The following is a 25877-nucleotide window of genomic DNA, read 5'->3' as shown; positions in this document are numbered from 1 at the left end:
ACGATTCATGACCGGGCAACTTAACTTTCCCGCCCTGTGGCCTTACTGGCCGGAGCTGCTCTCCGGCCTCTGGGTCACCATTCAGCTCACGGTGCTGGCGACGACCGGCGGTGTGGCGATTGGGATTGCGGGCGCGGCGCTGCGCAGCGGCAAACCGGGCTGGATGAGCCGCCTCTGGGGCATCTATGTCGAGCTGATCCGCAATACGCCGTTTGTCGTGCAGCTGTTCTTTATCGTGTTTGGTCTGCCGGCGCTGGGGCTGAAGCTCACGGCGGGTGAGGCGGCGCTGCTGGCGATGCTGATCAACCTCGGGGCCTACAGCACTGAGATTATCCGGGCCGGGATCCAGGTGACGCCGAAAGGGCAGTGGGAAGCGGGGCGGGTGCTGGGCTTAACCCGCAGCCAGACCTTTCTGCGGGTCGTGCTGCCCCCGGCGCTGCAGCGCATTTATCCGGCGCTGGTGAGCCAGTGCATCATCGTCATGCTGGGCTCGTCGGTGGTGTCGCAGGTCTCCTATGAGGAGCTGACCTTCGCCGCTAACCTGATCCAGTCGCGCACCTTCTTAAGTTTTGAGGTCTATCTGGTGACCACGCTGATCTACCTGGCGTGGTCGATTGCGATGCGCCATCTGCTGCTGGCGATTGGCCGTAAATGGTTTGGAGTGCAGCCATCATGATGACGACCTTTTCTGACTGGGACATTCTGCGCAACCTGTTGCTGGCGGCGCGCTGGACCCTGTTACTGTCGCTGGTGGCCTTTGCGGGCGGCACGCTGGTGACGCTGCCGCTGCTGTTTATGCGTCTGCTGCAGCGCCGCTGGCTGACGCGCATCATTCGCGGCTACACCGCGCTGTTTCAGGGCACGCCGCTGCTGATGCAGCTGTTCCTGGCCTTTTTCGGTGTCGGCCTGTTCGGTATTGATGTGGCGCCCTGGACCGCGGCGTCGCTGGCGCTGACCTTCTACACCAGCGCGTTTCTGGTCGATATCTGGTACGGCAGCATCCGCGCCCTGCCGAAAGGGCAGTGGGAAGCGTCGCGCTGCCTCGGCCTGACCTTTGGTCAGACGCTGTGGCGGGTGATTGCCCCACAGGCGATCCGCATCGGTATCGCGCCGACGGTGGGGTTTGCCGTTCAGGTGATCAAGGGCACCGCGCTGGCGTCGATTATCGGTTTTATCGAGCTGACCAAAGCGGGCACCATTCTGAACAACGTGACCTATCAGCCGTTCAAGGTCTTCGGGCTGGTAGCGCTGGGCTACTTCCTGATGTGTTATCCGCTGTCCCGTTACAGCCAGTATCTGGAGAAAAAATTCAATGCCGCTCATCACCATTAATCAGGTGCAAAAATATTACGGCGACAACCATGTGTTGAAAGGCGTGGATCTGGATATCGACATGGGCGAGGTGATCTCGATCATCGGTCGCAGCGGATCGGGCAAAAGTACGCTGCTGCGCTGCATGAACGGGCTGGAGGGTTACCAGGAGGGCAGCATCAAGCTCGGCGGGATGACCATTACCGATCGCGACTCGCAGGCGCGTGAAATCAGCCGCTCGGTCGGGATGGTGTTTCAGAACTTCAACCTGTTCCCGCACATGACGGCGCTGGAGAACGTGATGCTGGCACCACGCCGGGTGCTGAAAAAGAGTGACGCCGAATGCCGGGCGCTGGCGACGCAGATGCTGGAAAAAGTCGGGCTGGGCGAACGGCTTAACTACTATCCGGGCAGCCTCTCCGGCGGTCAGCAGCAGCGGGTGGCGATCGCCCGGGCGCTGGCGATGACGCCAAAAGTTTTACTCTGTGATGAGATCACCTCCGCGCTCGATCCCGAACTGGTGGGCGAAGTCCTCAAGGTACTGGAGCAGCTGGCGGCAGAGGGGATGACGCTGATCCTCGTCACCCATGAAATGAACTTCGCCCGCGACGTGGGCGATCGTGTGGTCTTTATGCATCAGGGGCGCGTCTGGGAACAGGGCGACAGCAAAACGCTGTTCGCTCAGCCGCAGTCGCCGGAGCTGAAGCAGTTTATCTCTTCGGTGCGTCTCTGATTGACTGGTCTGGCAGGCCGCCTGGTTACAGCCTGTCTGGTCACGGAGCGCGCGGAACAGCCGCCGCGTAAATGCCGTACGTGAGCATGGCGAGCCGCGCCCGGAACCGACGGGCCTGTAAAACAGACGGCCATGCGTCATAAAAGGAAAAGATGATGGATATGACTAAATTCCCGCAACTGAATCCGCCACAGCGTCTGCTGATGGGGCCGGGACCGATCAACGCCGATCCCCGCGTGCTGCGCGCCATGTCGAGTCAGCTGCTGGGGCAGTACGATCCGGCCATGACCCACTACATGAACGAAGTGATGGCGCTCTATCGCGGCGTGTTCCGCACGGAGAACCGCTGGACGCTGCTGATCGATGGCACGTCCCGCGCCGGTATCGAGTCGATTCTGCTCTCCGCTATCCGGCCGGGTGACAGAGTGCTGGTGCCGGTATTTGGCCGCTTCGGTCATCTGCTGTGCGAAATCGCCCGTCGCTGCCGCGCCGAGGTGCACACCATCGAAGTGCCGTGGGGCGAGGTCTTCACGCCCGACCAGGTAGAAGAGGCGATCAAAAAAGTACGGCCGCGTCTGCTGCTCACGGTGCAGGGCGACACCTCCACAACCATGCTACAGCCGCTGGAGCAGCTGGGAGCGATCTGCAAACGCTATGGCGTGCTGTTCTACACCGATGCTACCGCGTCGCTGGCGGGTAACCCGCTGGAAACGGACGCCTGGGGGCTGGATGCGGTGTCGGCAGGGATGCAGAAGTGTCTGGGCGGGCCATCGGGCACCTCGCCGATCACCCTGAGCGCAGAGATGGAAGCGGTGATCCGCAAACGCAAATGCGTCGAGCAGGGGATCCGCACCGAGGCGCATCAGGATGGCGAAGAGGAGATGATCTACTCCAACTATTTCGATCTCGGCATGATCATGGATTACTGGGGGCCGGAGCGGCTTAACCACCATACCGAAGCGACCAGCGCCCTGTTTGGTGCGCGCGAGTGCGCCCGTCTGATCCTGCAGGAGGGGCTGGATAACGGCATCGCCCGTCACAAACTGCACGGCGACGCGATGCTGAAAGGCATTCAGGGAATGGGGCTGGAAACCTTCGGCGACCTGAAACATAAAATGAATAACGTGCTGGGCGTGATGATCCCGTCCGGCGTGAATGGCGACCAGGTACGCAAGCTGATGCTGGAGGATTTCGGCATTGAGATCGGCACCTCGTTTGGCCCGCTGCATGGCAGGGTCTGGCGCATCGGCACCATGGGCTACAACGCACGCAAAGATTGCGTGATGCAGACCCTGTCGGCGCTGGAGACGGTGCTGACCCACGTCGGCTATCGCACGCCGCAGGGTGCGGGCGCGCAGGCTGCGTGGGATCACTACGGGAGTCACGCATGATGATGAGCGCCAGCGAAGCCCGGGTCGCTGCAGAGCGCGTCATGGCGCGCTGCGATGCGCTGGCGGCGATCAGCGAAACGGCAGAGGGGCTGACCCGCGTCTACCTCTCCCCCGAGCATCTGCGCGCCAACGCCTGCGTCGGCGAGTGGATGCAGGCGGCGGGCATGCGGGTCTGGCAGGATGCGGTCGGCAATATCTGTGGTCGCTACGAAGCGGCTGACGCGGGCGCGCCGGCGCTGCTGCTGGGCTCGCATCTCGACACCGTGCGCAACGCGGGACGGTATGACGGGATGCTGGGCGTGCTCAGCGCCATCGAAACCGTACAGTGGCTGCATGAACATCAGTGCCGCCTGCCGCTGGCGATTGAGGTGATCGGCTTCGGTGACGAAGAGGGCACGCGCTTCGGTATCACGCTGCTGGGCAGTCGCGGCATTACCGGCAGCTGGCCGCAGAGCTGGATCACGCATCCGGACGGCAACGGCATCACGGTGTCGCAGGCGATGGCCGATGTCGGTCTCGACAGCAGTCAGATTGCCGCCGCCGCGCGGCGGGTTGAGGATATCGTCGGCTATCTTGAACTGCATATCGAACAGGGGCCCTGCCTGGAGCAGGCGGACCTGGCGCTGGGCGTCGTCACGGCGATCAACGGTGCGCGCCGCCTTAACTGCCGGTTTACCGGGGAGGCAGGGCATGCGGGCACGGTGCCCATGACCCATCGCAAAGATGCGCTGGCTGCCGCCGCAGAGTGGATGGTCTTTATTGAGCAGGCTACCCGTGAGCAGGATCCGCAACTGGTGGCGACCGTCGGCACCCTGAACTGCGCGCCGGGCGCGGTGAACGTGATCCCTGGCGAAGTGTCGCTGTCGCTGGATGTGCGCGGCCCGCAGGATACGCCGCTGGAGACACTGCTCTCCAGCCTGTTAACCCAGGCGGAGGCGATTGCGCTACGGCGCGGGCTGCGTTTTGCGTCGAACGAATATTACCGCATCGGGGCCACAGCCTGCGACTCCGCGCTGCAACAGGCGCTGAGTCACTCGGTGGAAACGGTGCAGGGGCGTACGCTTTCGCTGCCGAGCGGGGCCGGACACGACGCCATCGCTATCGCCGAACGCTGGCCGGTTGGGATGTTATTTGTGCGTAACCATCGCGGCATCAGTCACCATCCGGCGGAGTCGGTGGCGGTGGACGATGTGGCACCTGCACTGCAGGCTTACCTGCAGGCGGTCTTGCTGATTGCCGGACGGAGCGGAACATGGAATTAGCCGTATTTAACCAGCTCGCCGCCGACGAGGCCCGGGCCACCATCCGGCACTGTGTGGCGATCCCCCGCTGGCAGGAGGCGCTGGTGGCCGCCCGGCCTTTTTACAGCAGAGAGGCGCTGCTGGCAGTGGCCGATACGCTGGCCCGTCAGTGGCAGCAGCCTGAGTTACAGGCCGCGCTCACGGCCCATCCCCGCATCGGCGAGCGCGCAGAGGGCACGGATAAAGAGGCGACCCTGTCGCGTGGCGAGCAGTCCGCGATGCAGCAGGCCGGTCACGCCCTGCAGCAGGCGATGCAGCAAGGTAATCAGGCGTATGAAGCGCGTTTTGGCCGGGTATTTCTGATCCGCGCGAAAGGGCGCAGTGGCGAAGAGATGCTGGCGGCGCTGCAGCGCCGGTTGCAGAATAGCGAGGCTGACGAACAGCAGGAGACGCTGGATCAGCTGCGTGAAATCACCCTGTTACGCCTGAAGGAGACAATCCGATGAGCACCATCACTACCCACATTCTGGACACGGCGCTGGGCAAACCCGCCTGTGGCGTTGCGATCTCCCTGGAGCAGAACAGCCCCGAGGGGTGGTTTCCGGTTGCGGAGGGGGTGACCGACAACGACGGGCGGCTGAAAGATCTGACGCCTGAACCGCTGTCGCCGGGTCACTACCGGTTAACCGCAGAAATCGGCGACTATTTCGCCGTCGCCGGTCGGGATGCGCTCTACGTCAGCGCGCAGATCGATTTCGTGATTGCCGAAGCGGGCAGCCATTTCCACCTGCCGTTTCTGATCTCGCCCTGGTCCTGGTCGACCTATCGCGGCAGCTGAGGCGCTGACTGCCGCGCCAGGGTTCTACAGCGAAAAGCGATCCGCATCCTGCCAGGCCGGGAAGCGCTCGCGGTAGGCGTTGAGCGTCTCCAGCGACAGGTCGGCATCCAGCCGGGCGCGCTGATGCGGCTCGGCCGCGCTGAGGATCTCGCCCTGCGGAGAGATAATCTGGCTGTCGCCGCTGTAGTGATGCTGATTGCCGTCGCTGCCGACGCGGTTGCAGCCTGCCACATAAGCCTGATTTTCAATGGCCCGCGCTAACAGCAGCGCCTGCCAGTGCTGCGCACGCGGCGCTGGCCAGTTGGCGACGTAGAGCGCCAGATCGTAATCGTTGCGGTTGCGTGAGAAGACCGGGAAGCGGAGGTCATAGCAGATCTGCGGCAGGATACGCCAGCCGCGCCACGCAAACACCTGGCGCTGTTCGCCGGGCAGATAGTGATGATGCTCATCCGCCATCCGGAACAGGTGGCGCTTATCATACTGATGCACCGTACCGTCGGGGGCGACCAGCAGGAAACGGTTTACCGCGCCGTTGTCGGTCTGGATCGCCGCGCTGCCGCCAATCAGGGCATCGGTACGCCGGGCATGCTGATGCAGCCACGCAATTACCTGCGCCTCGGGCAGTGAGCTTTTCGCGGCCTCCATCGCAAAACCGGTGGTAAACATTTCCGGCAGGATAATCAGATCGCGGCCGGTGAGGCCAGCCAGCTGCGCGTCAAAATGGCGCAGATTGGCCTCGCCATCCATCCAGCTCAGCGTCTCCTGCAATAGCGTGATTTTTAAAGCTGACATAAGCGCTCCGCGGCAGCATCTAAGGTCGCCGGCTGTTTGGCAAAACAGAGGCGAATCAGTTTATGAGGAAAAGGATCGGCGCAGAACACCGAGAGCGGGATCGCCGCGACGCCCACTTCGCGGGTCAGCCACTGGCAGAAGCTCACATCATCCAGGTCGGAGAGGGCGCTGTAATCCACCAGCAGGAAATAGGTGCCCTGGCAGGGTAAAACTTTAAAGCGGCTGGCGGTCAGCGCCGTTGCCAGCCGGTCGCGGCGGTCGCGATAAAACGCTGGCAACTCATAATAATGTTCCGGATGTTCACGCAGCATATCCGCAATTGCCAGCTGCGCCGGGGTATTGACCGAGAAGGTCAGATACTGATGCACCTTGCGCAGCTCAGCGCTGATCGCCGCAGGCGCAATGCAGTAACCCACTTTCCAGCCGGTCATATGAAAGGTCTTGCCAAATGAGGAGACCGCGACGGCCCGCTGACGCAGCCCAGGATGGGCCAGCACGCTGGCGTGGCCCGCCTCATCGAAGCAGATATGCTCATAGACCTCGTCGCTCAGCACATAGACTGGCCGGTCGGCAATCGCCTGCCAGAGCGCGGCGAAATCCTGCTGCTGCCAGACGGTGGCCGACGGATTGTGCGGCGTGTTCAGGATCACCAGCCGGGTTTTGTCACTCAGCAACTCAGCAAAGGCCGCCCAGTCGACGCGGAAAGCGGGCGGCTGCAGCGCAATGCGTTTCATGATGCCGCCCGACAGCGCCACCGCAGGCGCATAGCTGTCGTAGCTGGGATCAAAGCAGATCACCTCATCGCCCGGCCGCACCAGTGCGGTAATCGCCGCATAGAGCGCCTCGGTGGCACCCGCCGTCACCGTCACCTCGGTTTCAGCATCGGGCCGGTAGTCATAAAGCCGCGCGGTTTTCTCAGCAATCGCCTCACGCAGCGGCAGCACACCGGTCATCGGCGCATACTGGTTCGCGCCCTGGCTGACGTGAAACGCCAGCCGCTGCTGCAGATAGTCGGGACCGCTGAAATCAGGAAAGCCCTGCGAGAGGTTGATGGCGTTGTGCTGCTGAGCCAGTGCACTCATCTGGCTGAAAATCGTGGTGCCGAGTAATGGAAGCTTACTCTCGGGGATCAGGTTGTGCTGCGTCATGGTGTCAGGCCTTAAGCGCGAAGATTGATGCGGTGTCACCCGGGGTTTGTGCCACTATAAACAGGATGATAGTATTTGGCAATCAAGACGCTTAGACGGCTAAATGCATCATGCTCCGCCCCTCAGCGGCGCGGGCGGCAGGTGCTGACCCCGGTCCGGGGGATGCACGCCCTTGCCGCCCGACTGACACGCGAATCATCGGGCAGGACCCGGATCACAGGAGTTAAACGTGGGATGCTCAGGCTAAAAAGTTCACCACAACGGCGGGGGCTTCTGTCGCCTTTACCCATAGTTACGCCACCCGGTATCACATTTCACCGCAAGGAACCGTTATGTCGCAGACTCTTCCGTTAGATCAGCTGGTCGCTGCCTGTCACTGGATTGGGGCGAAAGGCTGGGCGCCGGCCACCGGCGGAAATATGTCCGTGCGTCGCGATGCGCATGTCTGCCTGCTGAGCGAATCGGGCAAAGACAAAGGCACGCTGACGCGGGATGATTTCATCGAGGTCGATATCGCCACCAGCCAGTCACTGTCGGGCCGTAAGCCGTCGGCAGAAACCGGGCTGCACACGATGATCTATCGCCTCTTTCCCGAAGCGGGCGCGGTGCTGCACACCCACACGGTCAATTCGACCGTGCTGTCGCGGGTAGAGCAGGGGGCGGCGCTGCTGCTGCACGGCTATGAGATGCAAAAATCGCTAAGCGGACAGCAGACCCATCTGGATACCGTGGCGATCCCGGTGTTCGACAACAGTCAGGATATCGCGGCGCTGGCGTCGGAAATTGAGGATTACGCCGCCCGGTTTTCGCTGCGCTATGGCTTCCTGCTGCGCGGCCACGGCTTAACCTGCTGGGGCCGGGACGTCAGCGAAGCACGCCGTCATCTGGAAGGTCTGGAGTTTTTATTTGAATGCGAACGTCAACGTCGCCTGCTGGAGAGAGCATGATTCACGCGATTGTCACCGATATTGAAGGCACCACCAGCGATATCCGCTTTGTACACAACATCCTGTTTCCCTTTGCGCGTCAGCATCTGCCCGCGTTCGTGCGCGACCATGCCGATCAGCCTGAGGTTGCCGCGGCGCTGCAGTCGGTGCGTGACGAGGCCGGTCAGCCAGAGGCCGGCCTGGCGGCGGTGATGACGATCCTGCTGGATTTCATGGATCAGGATCGCAAATCCACCGGCCTGAAAGCTCTGCAGGGCATGATCTGGCGCGACGGCTATCTCAACGGCAGTTTCACCGGCCATCTCTATCCTGATGTTGTGCCTGCGCTGCGCGGCTGGAAGGCGCAGGGCATTGAACTCTATGTATATTCCTCCGGCTCGGTGGCGGCGCAGAAATTGTTATTTGGCTACAGCGACGAAGGTGATATTACTGGCCTGTTCAGCGGCTACTTTGACACGCACGTCGGGGCCAAACGTGAGGTCGCCGCCTATCGGGCGATTGCTGCTGAGATCGGCCAGCCAGCGGAGCAGCTGCTGTTTCTTTCCGACATTCATCAGGAGCTGGATGCGGCCGCGGAGGCGGGCTGGCAGACGCGGCAACTCCTGCGTGGTGAGGCAGATCCTGAGAGCCGCCACCGGCAGGTCACCGATTTTTCCCAGATTAACCCGGAGTCGATTTAGGATGAGTGCACTGACTATTTTTACCGATCGTGATGCCGCACAGCCGGTGTGGCATAGCACCGATGCAGAGGCGATCCGCGATCGCCTGAACACCCGAGGCGTCCGTTTTGAACGCTGGGAAGCGGATCGCAACCTGGGTGATAACCCGGACGCCGAAACCGTTATCCGGGCTTATCAGCACGCCATCGATCGGCTGGTGGCGGAGAAGGGCTATCAGAGCTGGGATGTCATCAGCATGCGCGCCGACAATCCGCAGAAAACCGTGCTGCGCGAGAAGTTTCTCAACGAGCATACGCACGGCGAAGATGAGGTGCGCTTCTTTGTCGAGGGTGCCGGACTCTTCTGTCTGCATCTGGATGGCGAGATCCTGCAGATCCTCTGCGAAAAGAACGATCTGATTTCGGTGCCGGCGGGCACGCCTCACTGGTTTGACATGGGGTCGTCACCGCACTTCACCGCGATCCGTATTTTCGATAATCAGGAAGGCTGGGTGGCGAACTTCACCGGCGATAAGATCGCGGATGCCTATCCGCGTCTGGCGTAATCGGTCAGACTGCGATCGAGGCGTCGGGCAGCGCTGCCCGCGCCTCAGTGCGCCTTATTGGGGCTGAAAGAGGCCGTTCTGCACCTGCCCGGGCGTCACCACGCCGGTGTCCAGTATCCAGCCGCTGATCAGGGCGGCAGGCGTGACATCGAACGCCGGATTAAAGACCTTCGCCGTCTCCGGCGCCCACTGAACGCTGCCAAAGCTGCCCGCAACGCCTGTGACTTCGCTGGCGGCACGCTGCTCGATCGGAATCGCGGCGCCATCAGGACAGTGGCGATCCAGCGTGGTATGCGGAGCCGCGACGTAAAACGGGATCTGATGATAGTGGGCCAGCACCGCCAGGCTGTAGGTGCCGATTTTGTTCGCCACATCGCCGTTGGCAGCAATGCGGTCCGCGCCGACCCAGACCGCATCCACCTCGCCGCGCGCCATCAGGCTGGCGGCCATGGAGTCGGTAATCAGGGTGTAAGGCACCTCCAGCTCACCCAGCTCCCAGGCCGTTAAGCGTCCCCCCTGAAGCAGCGGGCGGGTCTCATCCACCCAGACATTTTTCACCCGACCCTGCTGATGCGCCCGGGCGATGACGCCCAGCGCGGTGCCGACACCCGCCGTGGCCAGGCCGCCGGTATTACAGTGGGTGAGGAGCTGACTGCCGGGTTTGACCTGCGTGCAGCCCGCCTCCGCGATGGCATCACACAACTGCTTATCTTCCTGCACCAGCCGCCAGGCTTCCTCCGCCAGCGCGGAGGCAAAGTCCGGCTGCGCCAGCGCCACTTTCATCCGATCCAGATTGTTCATCAGATTGACCGCAGTCGGGCGGGCGGCGCGCAGGGTCTCCAGCGCCTGCGCCAGCTCAGCCCGTCCCTCTCCCTGACCGGCCAGCAGCGCCAGCAGCAGCGAGGCGGAAAGGCCGATCAGCGGCGCACCTCGCACCCGCAACGCATGAATATGCTCAACCAACTGCGGCACGCTATGCGCGGGCAGCCAGTTTTTCTGCTGCGGCAGCGCCTGCTGGTCGAGGATCCAGAGCTGATTGTCACGAACCTGTAAACTGGTAGTTTTAAGTGTCTGCATTGTGGGTGAAATCCATGTTGCGTTAATGACAGGTATTGTGCCAACATGCTGAACGGATGTATAGACGTCTGAACGGCTTATTATACCCGGTCATCCCCCTTCGATTGATGAGGAACAGGCAATGTCGCAATACCATACCTTTACTGCTGCTGATGCTGTGGACTATGCCCGGCAATTTGGCGGTGTGGACAATCCTGCTGCACTGAGCCGGGCAGAAGAGATTGGTGATGGCAACCTCAACCTGGTGTTTAAGATCTATGACGACCAGGGCATCAGCCGGGTGGTGGTCAAGCAGGCGCTGCCCTATGTGCGCTGCGTGGGCGAGTCGTGGCCGCTGACGCTGGACAGGGCGCGGCTGGAAGCGCAGACGCTGGTCGAGCACTACAAACATTGTCCGCAGCACACGGTGCAGATTACCCATTACGATGCGGACCTGGCGGTGATGGTGATGGAGGATCTCTCCAGCCATCGCATCTGGCGCGGCGAGCTGGTGAAGGGGGTTTACTACCCGGAAGCGGCCCGGCAGTTAGGCGTCTATCTGGCCGACACCCTGTTCCATACCTCCGATTTCATCCTGCATCCGCACCAGAAAAAAGCGGAAGTGGCGCGTTTCATCAATCCGGAAATGTGTGAAATCACCGAGGATCTCTTTTTTAACGATCCCTACACCCAGCATGAGCGCAACAGCTATCCCGCCGCGCTGGAACCGCTGGTCGCCAGCCTGCGCGATGACGCCGCGCTGCGCATTGCGGTAGGCGGCCTGAAACATCGCTTCTTCGCCCACGCCGAAGCGCTGCTGCACGGGGATATCCACAGCGGCTCGATCTTCGTGGCAGATGGCAGCCTTAAGGCGATCGATGCGGAATTTGGCTATTTTGGCCCCATCGGTTTTGACGTCGGTACCGCTATCGGGAATCTGCTGATTAACTACTGCGGCCTGCCGGGACTGCTGGCGCCGCGCGAAGCGGCCGATGCACGCGAACAGCGCCTCAGCGATATACATACGCTCTGGTCGACCTTTGCCTCACGCTTCCTGGCGCTGGCGGAAGCGAAAACCCGCGATCAGGCGCTGGCCTGGCCGGGCTACGCGGCGGCGTTTCTGCGCAAAGTGTGGGCCGATACCATTGGCTACTGCGGAACCGAACTGATTCGCCGCACGGTGGGGATGTCCCACGTTGCAGATATGAAGCTGATTGCCGATCCGGCAATGCGCACCGACTGCATCCGCAATGCGATCAACCTGGGCCGCACGCTGATACTGGCGGCCGACCACGTTGAAGATGCGGATGCGCTGATTGCCCGCATCCGTCAGGCGGGATAAAAAAAAGCCGACAGGATGTCGGCTTTCAGGTAACGCAAAGGCGGGCGATAAAGGAGGCCCGCGCCGGAACAGGGCCAGACTGGAACGTCGCGAAAGCCATCCCTGGCTCGCATCGCTGTACGTTCAGTCCCCGGTGCCGGCGTCACATCGGCTCCAAGCTATGCCGCCTCGCTGGTCCGTGAGGCGGGCTGAGGCGCTTTCTCAGGCACCGGCACCGCCAGTGCGTCCGGCTCAAACTCATCGACGTTAATCGACCGCAGACGACTCACTTCGGCACGCTGCAGAATCTCAGCCTCTTTCGCATCGATCCAGCCCTGCTCCAGCCCGCGCTTCGCCAGCGCATCCAGCCGGGTAAAGGAGAGCGGCTGTTTCGTCTGTTTGCACAGCCGGTCATGAATCACCTCGGCGGCCATGACATCCTGCAGCGCCTGTTCCAGCTGACCGGCAGGGTTATGTTCGCTCGGCGTCAGGTACATGCCACGGCCCAGGCGACTGCGGGTCGCGGAGGGCTGCTGCAGCATTTTCGCCAGCTGATGATCCAGACGGTCAGACGGAGCCGGGCAGTGGTGTCCGCCTGCGAACAGCATCATCCGCAGGGCGCCCGCCACCAGCCGGTTCGGGAAGTTACGCAGCAGATCGTCCATCGCCTCTTCAGCCTGATGCAGCGCATCCTGCACGCCCCAGTGCACCAGCGGCAGATCGGCTTCGTTGCGGCCCTCATCGTCATAACGTTTCAGCGTCGCCGAGGCGAGATAGAGCTGACTCAGCACATCACCCAGACGCGCCGAGATGCGCTCACGCCGCTTCAGGCTGCCGCCCAGTACGGCCATCGACACATCAGAGAGCAACGCCAGGTTCGCGCTGATGCGGTTCAGGTGCTGATAGTAACGGCGGGTGCTGTCGCGGGTCGGGCTGGCGCTGGTGCGTCCGGCGGTGATCCCCAGCCACAGGCTGCGCATGGCGCTGCTGCCGACATGGCCGATGTGGCTGAACAGCGCCCGGTCGAACGCGTTAACGTCGTTGCTGGCCGCCGCCGCCATCTCCTGCAGGACATAAGGATGACAGCGGATAGCCCCCTGACCGAAGATAATCATGCTGCGGGTCAGGATGTTCGCGCCTTCCACCGTGATAGCGATGGGCGCACCCTGATAGGCGCGAGCCAGGAAGTTGCTGTTGCCGAGCATAATGCCTTTACCCCCGGCAATATCCATGGCGTCGATGATGGCGCGCTGACCGCGATGGGTGCAGTGATATTTCACAATCGCCGACAGCACCGCCGGTTTTTCACCCTGCATAATCCCGGCGGTAATCAGCGTGGCTGCGGCGTCCATCACGTAAGCGTTACCGGCGATGCGCGCCAGCGGCTCCTCGATCCCTTCCATCTTGCCGATAGAGAGACGGAACTGACGGCGGATGTGAGCGTAGGCTCCGGTCGCCAGCGCCACCGTTTTCAGGCTGCCGGTGGAGTTAGACGGCAGCGTAATGCCGCGACCCACCGACAGACACTCGACCAGCATCCGCCAGCCCTGACCGGCCATTTCCGGCCCGCCAATAATGTAGTCAATCGGCACAAAGATATCTTTGCCGCGGGTCGGGCCGTTCTGGAAGGGCACGTTCAGCGGGAAGTGGCGATGACCAATCTCTACGCCCGGCGTATGTGTCGGGATCAGCGCACAGGTGATGCCTGGGTTTTCGTTGTCGCTGAGCAGATGATCCGGGTCGGAGAGTTTGAAGGCCAGGCCCAGCACGGTCGCGATCGGCGCCAGCGTAATGTAGCGCTTGTTCCAGGTCAGGCGCATACCCAGCACCTGTTTGCCCTGCCATTCGCCCATGCAGACCACGCCGGTATCGGGGATCGCCCCGGCATCAGAACCCGCTTCCGGGCTGGTCAGCGCAAAGCAGGGGATCTCATCGCCGCGCGCCAGGCGCGGTAAATAGTGATTTTTCTGCTCGTCGGTGCCGTAGTGCTGCAGCAGTTCGCCCGGGCCGAGTGAGTTAGGCACGCCCACGGTGATCGCCAGTATGCCGGACACTCCCGCCAGTTTTTGCAGCACGCAGGCCTGCGCATAGGCGGAGAAATCGAGTCCGCCATACTCTTTCTTGATGATCATCGCGAAGAAACGATGCTCTTTCAGATAGGCCCAGAGTTCCGGCGGCATATCGGCCAGCTCATGCGTGATCTGGAAATCGTTGGCCATACGGCACGCTTCCTCAACCGGGCCGTCGAGAAACGCCTGCTCCTCGGCGGTCAGACGCGGCTGCGGATAGTTGTGCAGCTTCTGCCAGTCCGGTTTGCCCTGGAACAGATCGCCTTCCCACCAGGTGGTGCCCGCATCGATCGCCTCTTTTTCGGTGCGTGACATCGGCGGCATTACCTTACGGAAACGCTGAAAAACTGGCGCTGAGAAGAGGCTGCGACGCAGCGACGGCAGGTTAAACGGCAGCAGAATGATCGCCAGCGGCAGCAGCAGCCACGGCGTCCAGAGATGAGCAACAGCCATCGCGGCGGTCCAGAGCAGCAGGATCACGCTGCTCAGCCGAAGCGACAGGCGGTGATAGAACAGGGCGCCAATCAGCGCCACTGTGGCAAGTATCGAAACAACCATCATAGTGAACCGCTCCAAGTAGTAAGAGGTCTGACCTGTTATGTAGAGAGGTTTAGAGCAGTTGGCGCTATTTATCAATTTGTTTACATCGCAATTACAACCTGCCTCACAAAATCCCTGCCCTGTGCGTTTTTTCATCAGTGGCTGCGGTCAGAATCGCCGCCGTGGCCCGGCATGACGCTTTGCGCTGACGGGCCATTCCGTTAAACTTGCTGCGATTAACCTCTCCTACAAAAGGACACCCCTATGTACCAGGACATCATCCGCGCTGAGCTTAATGAAGCTGCTGATACGCTGAACACCTTCCTCAGTGACGATGCCAATATCCATGCGATCCAGCGTGCTGCGGTGCTGCTGGCTGACAGCTTCAAGGCGGGCGGCAAGGTGCTTTCCTGCGGTAACGGCGGCTCACATTGCGATGCGATGCACTTCGCCGAAGAGCTGACCGGCCGTTACCGTGAAAACCGTCCTGGTTATCCGGCGATTGCCATCTCTGACGTCAGCCATCTCTCCTGCGTCAGTAACGACTTTGGCTACGACTACGTCTTTTCACGCTACGTGGAAGCGGTAGGGCGGCCGGGCGATGTGCTGCTGGGGCTTTCCACCTCCGGCAACTCCGCCAACATCATCAGGGCGATTGAGGCGGCACGTGCGCAGGGGATGAAAGTGATCACCCTGACCGGTAAAGATGGCGGTAAGATGGCGGGCAGTGCCGACATTGAAATCCGGGTGCCACACTTTGGTTATGCCGATCGCATCCAGGAGATCCACATCAAAGTGATCCATATCCTGATGCTGCTGATCGAAAAAGAGATGGTGAAGTAATTGCGCCGGCCTCCCGCTCACGGGGGGCCGCTTAATCTAAGGCGGTGGCTATGTGCGAATTGCTCGGGATGAGCGCCAATGTTCCCACGGATATTTGTTTCAGCTTTACCGGACTGGTTCAGCGTGGTGGTGGAACCGGGCCTCACAAAGATGGCTGGGGCATTACCTTTTACGAAGACAAAGGCTGCCGTACGTTTAAAGATCCGCTGCCAAGCTTTAACTCGCCGATTGCGCGTCTGGTGCAGGAGTACCCCATCAAATCGCATTCGGTGGTGGCGCACATCCGTCAGGCCAACCGCGGCCAGGTGTCGCTGGAAAATACGCACCCGTTTACCCGCGAGCTGTGGGGTCGCAACTGGACCTATGCGCACAACGGCCAGCTCAAAGGCTATCGTCAGCTGGAAACCGGCACCTTCCGGCCGGTCGGTGAAACGGACAGCGAAAAGGCGTTCTGCTGGATCCTGCATCAGCTGGCCACGCGCTACCCGCGCACGCCGGGCAACTGGCCTGCGGTGTTTCGTTTTATCGGGGAGCTGGCGGGAATCTTGCGGCAGAAGGGCGTGTTTAACATGCTGCTGTCAGATGGCCGTTACCTGATGGCCTTCTGCTCGACCAACCTCTTCTGGATCACCCGCCGCGCACCCTTTGGCCGGGCGCAGCTGCTGGATCAGGATGTGGAGGTCGATTTTCAGCAGCACACCACGCCGCATGACGTGGTGACGGTGATCGCGACGCAGCCGCTGACGGCCAATGAAACCTGGCAGCGGATTGCGCCAGGTGAATGGGCCTTATTCTGCCTTGGAGAGCGCCAGGAATGAGCGTGAAGCGGCTTCGGGACTGGCTAAAACCGGTGCCGGGCTGCTGTTCATCACATATTTCCCGCTGGCGACGTTCACCACCGGCGGCTGATGATACTTCGCAAACCAGGCATATCCCGGCTGCAGCTGCTGCCAGAAACTGGCGTAGGTGGAGTAGCGGTGACGCTGCATGTTGCTGTCGGTCATGCGGAACGGATAGATGCTGATGCTGATCTCCTGCTGACCGTTACGCAGCGCGGCATTCACATAGGTAAAAATCTCATCCATATAGGCGTTGGTCATGGCATAGCAGCCAATCGATTTGCAGTCGCCATGGATCATCAGGTAGTTGCCGCTGTAGCCCTGATTGCGGTCATACTGATTCGGAAAGCCGATGTTGATCGCGCGATAAAACCGGCTGTCCGGCTTCAGCTGATTCAGCTTCACGTTGTAAAAACCTTCCGGGCTTTTGAAATCGCCTTCGCGGCGTTTCGGGCCGAGGCCTCCCGAAAAGTTACAGATGCGGTAGGTATCCAGCAGGCGGTATTCGTTACCAATTTTGCCGTAAAGTTCGAGTGTGCGTTCTTCCTTGAAGATCTGGATATAAACCGGGGTGCCAAGTAACTGTTTCTTTAACTCTTTGCTGACCGGTGCCGCCGTCTGAACGGGTTCGGGAGTCATTGCCATGCTGAGGGCTGGCAGTAAAATCATCGCAAACAGGAGTGCGATTTTGCCCATGCTGTGTGTACCTTGAGGTGAAGAGAACATGACGCAAATTGTGCGTCTCTGCTTGCATTATCGGAACTGTCCGCTACCGCAGCGCAACATTAAACATTGTCTGTTTTTTTAGCAAGACGGTCTCAGCCAAATTCGCGAATTACTGGCAGTTATTCGGTCAGAAATTTGTAAACTTTAATCCTTAACGCGACAGAGATTGCAGTTACTTCCGCCAACTGTATACTTATCCAGTGTCGGAGGGGGTATGCGTAAAATCATTCATGTCGATATGGACTGCTTCTATGCCGCGGTGGAGATGCGTGACAATCCCCAGCTGCGCGATATCCCGATCGCCATTGGTGGCAGCCGCGAACGCCGCGGCGTGATCAGCACCGCCAACTATCCGGCCCGCAAATATGGCGTGCGCAGTGCGATGCCCACCGGCATGGCGCTCAAACTCTGCCCTCATCTGCGTCTGCTGCCGGGCCGCTTCGATGCCTACAAAGAAGCCTCTGCGCAGATCCGCGACATCTTTAGCCGTTACACGCCGCTGATTGAACCGCTCTCGCTGGACGAAGCCTATCTGGATGTGACCGACAGCCCGCACTGTCACGGCTCGGCGACGCTGATGGCCCAGGCGATCCGCGCCACCATTTTCCGTGAAACCGGCCTCACCGCCTCGGCCGGGATCGCCCCGATTAAGTTTCTGGCGAAGATCGCCTCTGACCTCAACAAGCCGGACGGCCAGTATGTGATCACGCCGCCGGAGATGGCGGATTTTCTGCTGACCCTGCCGCTGGCAAAAATTCCCGGTGTCGGCAAAGTGTCGGCCAAAAAGCTGGAGGAGATGGGGCTGGTCACCTGCGGCGACGTGCAGAAGGCGGATCTGGCGCTGCTGCTGAAACGCTTTGGAAAGTTTGGCCGGGTGCTGTGGGAGCGCAGCCACGGCATCGATGAGCGGGGCGTAATCGTAGAGCGTGAGCGTAAATCGCTGGGCGTTGAGCGCACGCTGGCGGAGGATATCAGCGACTGGGAAGCCTGCCTGGAGATTATCGATTTTCTCTATGCCGAGCTGGATCGCCGTCTGACGCAGATCCGGCCCGATAAGCAGGTGGCGCGTCAGGGCGTCAAACTGAAGTTCAGCGACTTTCAGCAGACGACTCAGGAGCATATCTGGCCGGTGCTGAATAAAGAGGACATGATAGCCATCGCCCGCAAGACCTGGGATGAGCGTCGTGCCGGGCGTGGCGTGCGGCTGGTGGGGTTACATGTGACGATGGTCGATCCCCAGCTTGAGCGTCAGCTGCTGCTGGGGCTGTAACGGCCCGCGCTTTACTGGCTGTTTTTCGCCGCCAGGGTGGCGAACCACGGCGCAACGAAATCCTGATTATCGCCCCAGCCCGGAATGATTTTGTTCAGCGATGCGACGTTCACCGCGCCCGGCTGGCTGCTCAGCTGCTGCTGCGAAATCGACGCGGCTTTAAACTGGTAGGTGGCTGGCGTCTCTTCACCGGCAATCTTCTTCGCCACCAGACGCATGTTCACCGCGCCGATGGTTTTCGGATCCACCGCCACCGTCTGCACCCACGGGCTGTTTTTCTCGCGCATCAGCTGCAGATCCTGGTTTGACACGTCGATGCTGTAGAGCTTGATCTCGGTGCGGCCATTCTCCTGCAACGCTTTATATGCGCCCTGGCTGAAGGCATCCCACGCCCCCCAGATGGCGTCGATCTGACCTTTCGGGTATTTCGCCAGAATCGCGCCGATCTTGTTCGCCGTGTCACCCTGAACGTCGGTCGAAACCGCACCGATCGACTCAAGCTGCCGGATGCCCGGATTCTCTTTCAGCAGTTTTTCATAGACCACCTGACGGCGTTCCATTGGCGGGAAGCCGGCGACCCACAGTTTGACGATCTTCGCCTTGCCGTGGAAGTCACTGATGAGCTGGCCCAGCGACAGCTGTGCCAGCGAGGCGTCATCCTGGGCGGTCACGGTGACGCCCGGAATCGGGCTGTCTACCGGCGTATCGAACACCGCCAGCTTAATGCCCGCATCGGCAATCCGCCTGACCAGACCGCTGGCGTAAGGCGCTTTACCGTGTGACAGCACGATGCCGTCATACTTCTGGCTGATCGCCTGATTCACAAAGTCCTGAAAGCGCGCATCATCGCCGTTGCTCAGGAAGGTACTGACCTTAAAGCCCAGCTGACGACCCTGCTGGATCGCGCCAGCCACAAACTGGGTGGTGTTGTCATCGGAACCCAGGTTGCGGATCACGGCGATGCGAATCGGGCCATCATGGCTGGCGATAGCGGCAGGCACCGGCGTAACGGTGTCCGCGAAGGCGGCGCTGGCGTTCAGCAGGCTCAGAGCCAGCAGCGAGAGTGTGATTTTTTTCATTGTGATGAACTCCGGTAAACGCGCCTCAGCGGCGCTGGATATAGGTGATCGCCAGCGCTAAGGCCAGCACCAGTCCTTTAATAATGTCCATGGCATAGTAGGGAACGGAGAGCATCACCAGCCCGTTCTGCAGCACGCCGAGGATCACCGCGCCGACCAGCGTGCCGAGCGCATTGGGTTTGCCGGAACCGGCCAGCGAGAAGCCGATCCACGCCGCCGCGACCGCATCCATCAGATAGCCGCTTCCGGCGTTGACCTGAGAAGAGCCGATGCGCGAGGCGAGCAGGATGCCGCCCAGACCCGCCAGCAGCGAGGCGATCACATACGCCAGCACCCGGTAGCGGGTGGTGCGGATGCCCGACAGGCGCGCCGCTTCCGGATTGCCGCCCAGCGCATACATCCGGCGGCCATGTTTGGTCAGCGACAGCGCCAGCTGCGCCGCGACGGTCACCACCAGCATAATGATCACGATGGTCGGCACCTGACCGAGCAGGCCAAAGGCGGCCGGAATGGTGCCTTCGGCCATATCGCCGCTCGGCAGGACCATATTCTCAGTGATTGAGCCGCCGAAACTGTAGGTCATCGCCACCCCCTGGATGACAAACAGCGTCGCCAGCGTCGCCAGCATGTCGGGGATACGCAGGATCACAATCAGAAAGGCGTTGAACAGCCCAACCAGCGTACAGAGCGCCAGGGTGATCAGGATCGCGCTGGTGGTGCCAAAGCCGTACCAGACAAAGAGGGAGATCACCAGCGCATTGGCCAGCGAGGCGGTCGAGCCGACCGAGAGATCAAAGCCGCCCACGGTCAGCGAGATCGAAACGCCGATCGCGATCACCGTCACGATGGCAATCGAGCGCAGGATATTGATGATGTTATTCGGCTCCAGGAAGCTATCGGAAGCCAGGCCAAAAGCGGCGATCAGGATCACCACCGTCAGCAACATCCCCCATTTATAGAGGAAGTCGAAAAGCTGGTGACGCCACGGCGTGGCGGTCAGATTCAGATGGGTCTCTTTGCTGCTCACGCAGGGGTTCCTCCGGTGGAATAGAGCAAAAGCGTCTCTTCGGTGACGTCCTCTGCAGCCAGTTCGGCCACAATACGTCCATCCCAGAGCACGCAAATCCGGTCGCACAAGCCGACCAGTTCAGAAAATTCACCCGACGCGTAGATAATGCCTTTGCCTTCCCGCGCCAGGCTGTCGATCAGGGTAAAGAGTTCGGTTTTCGCTTTGATATCGACGCCCTTGGTCGGCTCGTCAAAAATCAGCACGTCTGCGTTGTTGCGCAGCCATTTGCCAATTGCCACCTTCTGCTGATTGCCGCCGGAAAGACGGCGCAGGGTCTGAGCCGGGCCGGTGGTGCGTATCTGCAGCTGGCGGATAACCTGCTCCGCCCAGCGCCACGCCTGGCGATGACCAAACAGGCTCCAGCGTGAAAAACTGTCGTCCGCGCTGACGCTGAGGTTCATCGCGACCGGCTCATCGATGAAGATCCCCTCTTTGCGCCGCTCCTCCGGCACCAGCGCCATGCGGCGGCTGACCGAGTCGTGCGGAGAACGGGGCTGCCACGGCTGGCCATGCAGTTCGCCCCGGCTGATGCGGCTTTTGCTGGCGCCGAACAGCGCCTTGCAGAGTTCGGTTTTACCGGCACCGGCCAGGCCCGCGATGCCGAGGATCTCGCCTTTGTGCAGCCGCAGCGAAATAGCCTGCAGCAGCTGCTCATCGTGCAATCCTTCTACCGCCAGCAGCAGCGGCTGCGCCGCCTGTGGCCGGCGGGGCGGAAAGATATCGGTGAGCTGATGTCCCAGCATCTTCTCGACGATCTGCTCGCCGCTGAGCGCGGCCATCGGACCGGTTTCCACCAGGCGGCCATCGCGCAGCACCGTCAGCTGGTCGCAGACCGCCTTCAGTTCATGGATGCGGTGAGAGATAAAGACCACGCCAATGCCGCTGTGCTGCAGACGACGCACCACGGCAAACAGCCGTTCGCTCTCGTGCTGATCCAGCGGGGCGGTGGGTTCATCCAGAATCAGAAAGCGGCAGTGATGGGAGAGCGCCCGCGCCAGCAGAATTTGCTGTTTTTCCGCCAGGGTGCAGCGCTCGACCAGCCGGTTAACATCCAGCGTCACGTCGAGCTGCGCCAGCAGCGCCCGCGCCTGACGGCGGATTTCTCCCCAGCGATAGCGATGACCGGGTTCGGCCAGCCGATCCAGCAGGATGTTTTCCGCCACGCTGAGCTGCGGCACCAGCGCCACATCCACTTCCTGCTGAACCAGGTGGATCCCCCGCTGTTTAGCGTCACGGGGCGAGCGGATAGAGACCGGCTCACCATCCAGCAGGATCTCGCCGCTGTAGTGGCTGTGCGCGCCGGACAGGATCGCCATCAGCGTGGATTTCCCTGCGCCGTTCGCGCCGGTCAGGGCATGGACCGAATGGCCTTCGCTGCGGAAATCCACCGACGATAGCGCGGCAAACCCGCCAAAAGCGATGGAGATGTTACGCATCTCAAGGCAGTTTAACCCTGGCATGTCATTACTCTCCTGAAGAATCACTGGCCGCATTTTTTCCTGAACGACAGGGAGCGGCAACAGCCGAAAGCGCATAAGCTAGCACGAAATCTTATTAGCCATCCAGACATCTGGACATAATGGCGGCTATAACCAGCGAAGCGCGGGAACGTGGCGGAATTGCGGGGAGAAGGGCGGAAAAGGTAGCGAATTATGCTGGTGAAAAAGCAGAGGAATAAAAAAACCAGGCGGGCGCCTGGTTAAGATTTTTTGCTGAGGTCAGCGCCGATCGGCGTTCAGATTCGGCCAGCACCGTAAAGAGGGGCGGAGCAGAAGCCGCTGTCACCGTCCCTCCTGCGCGCTGACGTCATCTGTTGCGGCGGATTACTTTTCCGGCACCACGTTCAGCAGGGTGGTCAGCAGTTTCCAGTAGAGGCCCACGCTTTCGATGTGAACCTGCTCATCCGGCGAGTGTGGCCCGGTGATGGTTGGCCCAATCGACACCATATCCATGTCCGGGTACGGTTTTTTGAACAGACCACACTCCAGACCTGCGTGAATAACCTGGATGTTCGGGGTCTTATCAAACAGGGCGATATAGGTCTGACGCGTCAGCGCCATGATGGCGGAGTCCGCATCAGGCTGCCAGCCCGGATAGCCGCCTTTCGCTTTGGTCTGCGCGCCTGCCAGCTGGCCCAGCGAGGTCAGCATCTGCACCACGTAGTCGCGGCCTGTGTCGATCAGGGAGCGAATCAGGCAGTTGATCTCAGCGTGGTCATCTTCCATCGTCACCACACCGATGTTCAGTGAGGTTTCCACCACGCCCTTCGCCACGTCTGAATTGCGGATCACACCGTTAGGCGTGCTGTTCAGCAGGTTAAGGAAGCGATCGCGGCTGTCACGGTTCAGGGCGTCACCCTGATGCGCCAGCGGCTCGGTGACCAGCGCGATGTTTGGCTCTTTAATGCCGTGCTCGTTCTTAATGGCGCTCAGGAACTGCGCCGCCGCCGATTTCAGCGCGTCGGCTTTATGGCTCTCAACGGCCACCGTTGCAAAGGCTTCACGCGGAATCGCATTGCGCAGCGTACCGCCGCTGAAGGCCAGCAGACGCAGATCCAGTTCGGCCGCGTGTGCCGCCAGGAAGCGCGCCAGCAGTTTGTTGGCGTTGCCAAGACCCATATGGATATCCGCGCCGGAGTGACCGCCGCGCAGCCCTTTCAGCGTCAGCTTCAGGGTCTGGAAGTCAGCCGGAACGGCTTCACGCGTCAGGGGCAGGGTGGTCACGAAGTCGATACCGCCCGCACAGCCCATGTAGATCTCACCCTCTTCTTCAGAGTCGGTGTTGATCAGGATCTCAGCCTGCAGCCAGTTGGGTTGCAGACCGAACGCGCCATCCATGCCGGTCTCTTCGGTCATGGTCAGCAGCACTTCCAGCGGGCCATGCGTCAGGCTGCTGTCCGCCAGCACCGCCAACGCCGAGGCCATACCGATGCCGTTGTCCGCGCCCAGCGTGGTGCCGCGTGCCCTGACCCACTCGCCATCAACCCACGGCTGAATCGGATCTTTGGTGAAGTCATGCACGGTGTCGTTATTTTTCTGCGGCACCATATCCAGATGCGCCTGCAGCGCAACCGGGGTGCGGTTTTCCATGCCCGGCGTGGCGGGTTTACGGATCAGGATGTTGCCGACCTGATCGCGCTCACACCAGAAGCCCTGCTCTTTAGCCCAGCCCATGATGTAGCCAGCCAGCGCCTCTTCGTGAAACGAGGGGTGCGGAATGGAGCAGATCTTAGCGAAAATATCCCACAGTGGCTGTGGAGAGAGTTGAGACAATTCAGACACGACAGGTCTCCTGTATCCGTGTACCGGCGAAGCCGGACATCGCGAGTTTCCAGTGAAAAATCGCCGTCAGAAAATCTGACGAGCCAGGCCCGAGAATATCACTGTTTTTCACCGGGTGCGCTCTCCGGCGCGCTAAAAAGCCGCAACCAGCGCGCGGGTGCTGGTTTTTAGCGCGTCAACTCCTTATAATCTCGCGCAACCTTTTCCCCGTTGCACATTTTTAAGCCACTTCGGTTGGCTGGGATTTCTATTCTATGAGCGAAAAATACGTCGTTACCTGGGACATGCTTCAGATTCATGCCCGTAAACTGGCCCAGCGCCTGCTGCCTGTTGAACAGTGGAAAGGCATCATCGCGGTGAGCCGCGGCGGTCTGGTACCGGCTTCGCTGCTGGCCCGTGAACTGGGTATCCGTTACGTTGATACCGTCTGCATCTCCAGCTACGACCACGATCATCAGCGCGAAATGAAAGTGCTGAAGCGCGCAGAAGGCGACGGCGAAGGGTTTATCGTGATCGATGACCTGGTGGACACCGGCGGCACCGCCCAGGCGATCCGCGAGATGTACCCGAAAGCCCGTTTCTGCACCATTTTCGCAAAACCGGCCGGTCGTGCACTGGTTGACGATTACATCGTGGATATCCCGCAGGATACCTGGATTGAGCAGCCGTGGGATATGGGTGTGGTCTACATCCCGCCGATTGTAAAAAGCTGATTGATACACATCAGACAACGCCCGGTTTTCCGGGCGTTGTGCTTTCTGAGCCTCGCACGCTGAATAGCCGTACAGTACACTTAGCCATCGCCGTTCTGATGCAGGAGAAGTGAGTATGTCGAGCAAAAATCTCAGCGAGGAGCTGTTCAAGCCGCGCTTCAAACATCCTGAAACCTCTTCCCTGGTTCGCCGCCAGCATCACGCTACCCCGGATGTCCACTCCGCCCTGGATGGTGACAGCCAGCGGGGCTGGTATCGCATGCTGAATAAACTGATGTGGGCATGGCGCGGCCTGACGCCGCAGGAGATCAGCGAAGTGCTGGCGCGAATCGCCATCAGCCGGGCTGAACACACCGATGAAGCACTGCTCGACACGGTTATCGGGTTTCGTGGCGGCAACTGGCCGTTTGAATGGTGCCGGCAGGCGGGCTTCTGGCAGCAGAAGGCGCTGGAGACCCGCGACGATAGCGAGGCGGGCAACCACTGGCTGCATGCGGCGCATCTCTACAGCGTCGCCGCCTATCCCTATATCAAAGGGGATGAGCTGGCCGATCAGGCGCAGACCCTGGCGAATCGCGCCTATGAAGAGGCAACGCAGCGGCTGCCCGGCGAACTGAAAATCCTCACCTTTGCCATCCCGAACGGCAGCCCGGTCAGCGGCTTTCTGCACATGCCGCCGGGAGTGGACGCCCCTTATCCCACCGTGCTGTTCTGCGGTGCGCTCGACTCCCTGCAGAGCGATCACTACCGCCTTTTTCACGACTACCTTGCCCCGCGCGGCATCGCGATGCTGACCATTGATATGCCGTCGGTCGGTAACTCGGTGAAGTGGACGCTGAATCAGGACACCAGCTTCCTCCATCAGCAGGTTCTGCGCGATCTGGAAAACGTGCCGTGGATCGATCATCAGCGGGTGGCGGCGTTTGGCTACCGCTTCGGGGCCAACGTGGCGGTAAGGCTGGCCTATCTGGAGTCGCAGCGGCTGCGCGGCGTCGCCTGTCTGGGCCCGATTGTTAACGCCCTGCTGACGCAGCGACCGCTGCAGGATGCAATTCCGGATATGTATATGGATATGCTGGCGAGCCGGCTGGGCATGGCCACCGCCTCCGACAGCGCGCTGCGCACCGAACTCAATCGCTACTCGCTGAAAACCCAGGGCTTACTGGGCCGCCGCACGCCGACGCCGATGCTGTCGGGCTACTGGCAGAACGATCTCTTCAGCCCGGAGGAGGAGAGCAGGCTGATTGCGAACTCCTCGTCAGACGGCAAAGCCCTGCTGATTCCGGTGAAGCCGATGATAGCCAGTTTCGACCGGGCGCTGAATGAAATTTGCGACTGGCTGGAGAAGCGTCTAAAAAGGTAACTGGAAAAATTTACACTGTTTGCTACAACTAGTAGCGAAATTGTTCCGGGCGGCCTGTTTCACGCCATGACGTGAGCAGAGTG

General features: G+C 60.8%; 25 protein-coding genes. 16 read left to right on the top strand and 9 right to left on the bottom strand.

The window, feature by feature from the left end; all coding sequences use genetic code 11:
• The first annotated feature begins 7 nt into the window (after positions 1-7).
• The 7 genes from J1C59_RS14775 to uraH all read left to right on the top strand — a co-directional run bounded on the left by J1C59_RS14775 (position 8) and on the right by uraH (position 5514).
• On the top strand, positions 8-676 hold the full coding sequence (locus J1C59_RS14775) for an amino acid ABC transporter permease (RefSeq protein WP_242281334.1): 669 nt from the start codon (positions 8-10) through the stop codon (positions 674-676).
• Positions 676-1332, top strand: a complete 657-nt coding sequence (locus J1C59_RS14770) for an amino acid ABC transporter permease (RefSeq protein ID WP_162287381.1) — start codon at positions 676-678, stop codon at positions 1330-1332. The genes J1C59_RS14775 and J1C59_RS14770 overlap by 1 nt, the downstream gene beginning before the upstream one ends.
• Positions 1313-2044, top strand: coding sequence for an amino acid ABC transporter ATP-binding protein (locus J1C59_RS14765; protein WP_128086601.1), 732 nt, complete (start codon positions 1313-1315; stop codon positions 2042-2044). Before J1C59_RS14770 ends, J1C59_RS14765 begins: the two co-directional genes overlap by 20 nt.
• 155 nt (positions 2045-2199) lie before the next feature.
• A complete protein-coding gene (locus tag J1C59_RS14760; RefSeq protein WP_128086602.1) occupies positions 2200-3435 on the top strand; it encodes a pyridoxal-phosphate-dependent aminotransferase family protein in 1236 nt (411 codons plus the stop codon).
• A complete protein-coding gene (gene hpxK, locus J1C59_RS14755; RefSeq protein WP_140917109.1) occupies positions 3432-4697 on the top strand; it encodes an allantoate amidohydrolase in 1266 nt (421 codons plus the stop codon). Before J1C59_RS14760 ends, hpxK begins: the two co-directional genes overlap by 4 nt.
• Positions 4688-5182: a 2-oxo-4-hydroxy-4-carboxy-5-ureidoimidazoline decarboxylase gene (gene uraD / locus J1C59_RS14750; RefSeq protein ID WP_140917110.1), complete on the top strand. Its 495-nt coding sequence runs from the start codon at positions 4688-4690 to the stop codon at positions 5180-5182. Before hpxK ends, uraD begins: the two co-directional genes overlap by 10 nt.
• The gene (uraH, locus tag J1C59_RS14745) at positions 5179-5514 is read left to right on the top strand and encodes a hydroxyisourate hydrolase (protein ID WP_128086753.1); all 336 of its coding nucleotides are present in this window, start codon (positions 5179-5181) and stop codon (positions 5512-5514) included. Before uraD ends, uraH begins: the two co-directional genes overlap by 4 nt.
• Positions 5515-5538: 24 nt before the next feature.
• Here the strand turns inward: uraH and J1C59_RS14740 are convergent, their stop codons facing one another.
• Together J1C59_RS14740 and J1C59_RS14735 are read right to left on the bottom strand one after the other, a co-directional pair.
• Positions 5539-6306, bottom strand: coding sequence for an amidohydrolase (locus tag J1C59_RS14740; protein ID WP_128086752.1), 768 nt, complete (start codon positions 6304-6306; stop codon positions 5539-5541).
• On the bottom strand, positions 6294-7454 hold the full coding sequence (locus J1C59_RS14735) for a pyridoxal phosphate-dependent aminotransferase (RefSeq protein ID WP_128086751.1): 1161 nt from the start codon (positions 7452-7454) through the stop codon (positions 6294-6296). The genes J1C59_RS14740 and J1C59_RS14735 overlap by 13 nt, the downstream gene beginning before the upstream one ends.
• Positions 7455-7786: 332 nt before the next feature.
• On the opposite strand from J1C59_RS14735, the gene J1C59_RS14730 reads away from it, so the two are divergent.
• From J1C59_RS14730 to J1C59_RS14720, 3 genes are read left to right on the top strand one after another with little or no spacing between them, the layout of a single operon-like run.
• Positions 7787-8401 (top strand): methylthioribulose 1-phosphate dehydratase, encoded by a 615-nt coding sequence (locus tag J1C59_RS14730; protein WP_128086750.1) that lies wholly within the window; start codon positions 7787-7789, stop codon positions 8399-8401.
• Entirely contained in the window at positions 8398-9081 is a 684-nt protein-coding gene (gene mtnC, locus J1C59_RS14725; RefSeq protein WP_128086749.1) for an acireductone synthase, read from the top strand. The genes J1C59_RS14730 and mtnC overlap by 4 nt, the downstream gene beginning before the upstream one ends.
• A 1-nt stretch (position 9082) precedes the next feature.
• Entirely contained in the window at positions 9083-9625 is a 543-nt protein-coding gene (locus tag J1C59_RS14720) for a 1,2-dihydroxy-3-keto-5-methylthiopentene dioxygenase (protein ID WP_128086748.1), read from the top strand.
• Positions 9626-9679: 54 nt separating this feature from the next.
• Here J1C59_RS14720 and mtnA read toward each other — a convergent pair whose 3' ends face one another.
• On the bottom strand, positions 9680-10702 hold the full coding sequence (gene mtnA / locus J1C59_RS14715; RefSeq protein WP_140917111.1) for an S-methyl-5-thioribose-1-phosphate isomerase: 1023 nt from the start codon (positions 10700-10702) through the stop codon (positions 9680-9682).
• A 121-nt stretch (positions 10703-10823) separates the two neighbouring features.
• On the opposite strand from mtnA, the gene mtnK reads away from it, so the two are divergent.
• Positions 10824-12023, top strand: a complete 1200-nt coding sequence (gene mtnK / locus J1C59_RS14710) for an S-methyl-5-thioribose kinase (RefSeq protein ID WP_128086053.1) — start codon at positions 10824-10826, stop codon at positions 12021-12023.
• A gap of 158 nt (positions 12024-12181) precedes the next feature.
• On the opposite strand, the gene fadE is transcribed toward mtnK, so the two are convergent.
• Positions 12182-14632, bottom strand: coding sequence for an acyl-CoA dehydrogenase FadE (gene fadE / locus J1C59_RS14705; RefSeq protein WP_128086052.1), 2451 nt, complete (start codon positions 14630-14632; stop codon positions 12182-12184).
• Positions 14633-14875: 243 nt separating this feature from the next.
• Here fadE and lpcA point away from each other — a divergent pair, with 243 nt between their 5' ends.
• Together lpcA and J1C59_RS14695 are read left to right on the top strand one after the other, a co-directional pair.
• The gene (gene lpcA, locus J1C59_RS14700; protein WP_128086051.1) at positions 14876-15454 is read left to right on the top strand and encodes a D-sedoheptulose 7-phosphate isomerase; all 579 of its coding nucleotides are present in this window, start codon (positions 14876-14878) and stop codon (positions 15452-15454) included.
• A gap of 50 nt (positions 15455-15504) precedes the next feature.
• Positions 15505-16272 carry a class II glutamine amidotransferase gene (locus J1C59_RS14695; RefSeq protein WP_128086050.1) on the top strand — a complete coding sequence of 256 codons (768 nt, stop codon included), beginning with the start codon at positions 15505-15507 and terminating at the stop codon, positions 16270-16272.
• On the opposite strand, the gene dpaA is transcribed toward J1C59_RS14695, so the two are convergent.
• Positions 16243-16989, bottom strand: a complete 747-nt coding sequence (dpaA, locus tag J1C59_RS14690; protein WP_140917112.1) for a peptidoglycan meso-diaminopimelic acid protein amidase — start codon at positions 16987-16989, stop codon at positions 16243-16245. The genes J1C59_RS14695 and dpaA overlap by 30 nt on opposite strands.
• A 244-nt stretch (positions 16990-17233) precedes the next feature.
• Here dpaA and dinB point away from each other — a divergent pair, with 244 nt between their 5' ends.
• Positions 17234-18289 carry a DNA polymerase IV gene (gene dinB, locus J1C59_RS14685; protein ID WP_128086049.1) on the top strand — a complete coding sequence of 352 codons (1056 nt, stop codon included), beginning with the start codon at positions 17234-17236 and terminating at the stop codon, positions 18287-18289.
• An 11-nt stretch (positions 18290-18300) separates the two neighbouring features.
• Here dinB and J1C59_RS14680 read toward each other — a convergent pair whose 3' ends face one another.
• The 4 genes from J1C59_RS14680 to pepD form a co-directional block, all read right to left on the bottom strand.
• The gene (locus tag J1C59_RS14680) at positions 18301-19368 is read right to left on the bottom strand and encodes a sugar ABC transporter substrate-binding protein (RefSeq protein WP_128086048.1); all 1068 of its coding nucleotides are present in this window, start codon (positions 19366-19368) and stop codon (positions 18301-18303) included.
• A 25-nt stretch (positions 19369-19393) separates the two neighbouring features.
• On the bottom strand, positions 19394-20395 hold the full coding sequence (locus tag J1C59_RS14675) for an ABC transporter permease (RefSeq protein WP_128086047.1): 1002 nt from the start codon (positions 20393-20395) through the stop codon (positions 19394-19396).
• Entirely contained in the window at positions 20392-21897 is a 1506-nt protein-coding gene (locus J1C59_RS14670; protein WP_128086046.1) for a sugar ABC transporter ATP-binding protein, read from the bottom strand. The genes J1C59_RS14675 and J1C59_RS14670 overlap by 4 nt, the downstream gene beginning before the upstream one ends.
• A gap of 363 nt (positions 21898-22260) precedes the next feature.
• On the bottom strand, positions 22261-23718 hold the full coding sequence (pepD, locus tag J1C59_RS14665) for a beta-Ala-His dipeptidase (RefSeq protein WP_128086045.1): 1458 nt from the start codon (positions 23716-23718) through the stop codon (positions 22261-22263).
• 254 nt (positions 23719-23972) lie between these two features.
• On the opposite strand from pepD, the gene gpt reads away from it, so the two are divergent.
• The gene (gpt, locus tag J1C59_RS14660) at positions 23973-24431 is read left to right on the top strand and encodes a xanthine phosphoribosyltransferase (RefSeq protein ID WP_128086044.1); all 459 of its coding nucleotides are present in this window, start codon (positions 23973-23975) and stop codon (positions 24429-24431) included.
• A gap of 115 nt (positions 24432-24546) precedes the next feature.
• A complete protein-coding gene (frsA, locus tag J1C59_RS14655) occupies positions 24547-25794 on the top strand; it encodes an esterase FrsA (protein WP_128086043.1) in 1248 nt (415 codons plus the stop codon).
• The last annotated feature ends 83 nt before the right edge of the window (positions 25795-25877 follow it).

It is taken from the genome of Pantoea deleyi, from assembly GCF_022647325.1.
Lineage (GTDB): Bacteria > Pseudomonadota > Gammaproteobacteria > Enterobacterales > Enterobacteriaceae > Pantoea > Pantoea deleyi.
Note: the sequence above shows the minus strand (reverse complement) of the source record. Positions and strands in the feature narration are given on the sequence as shown.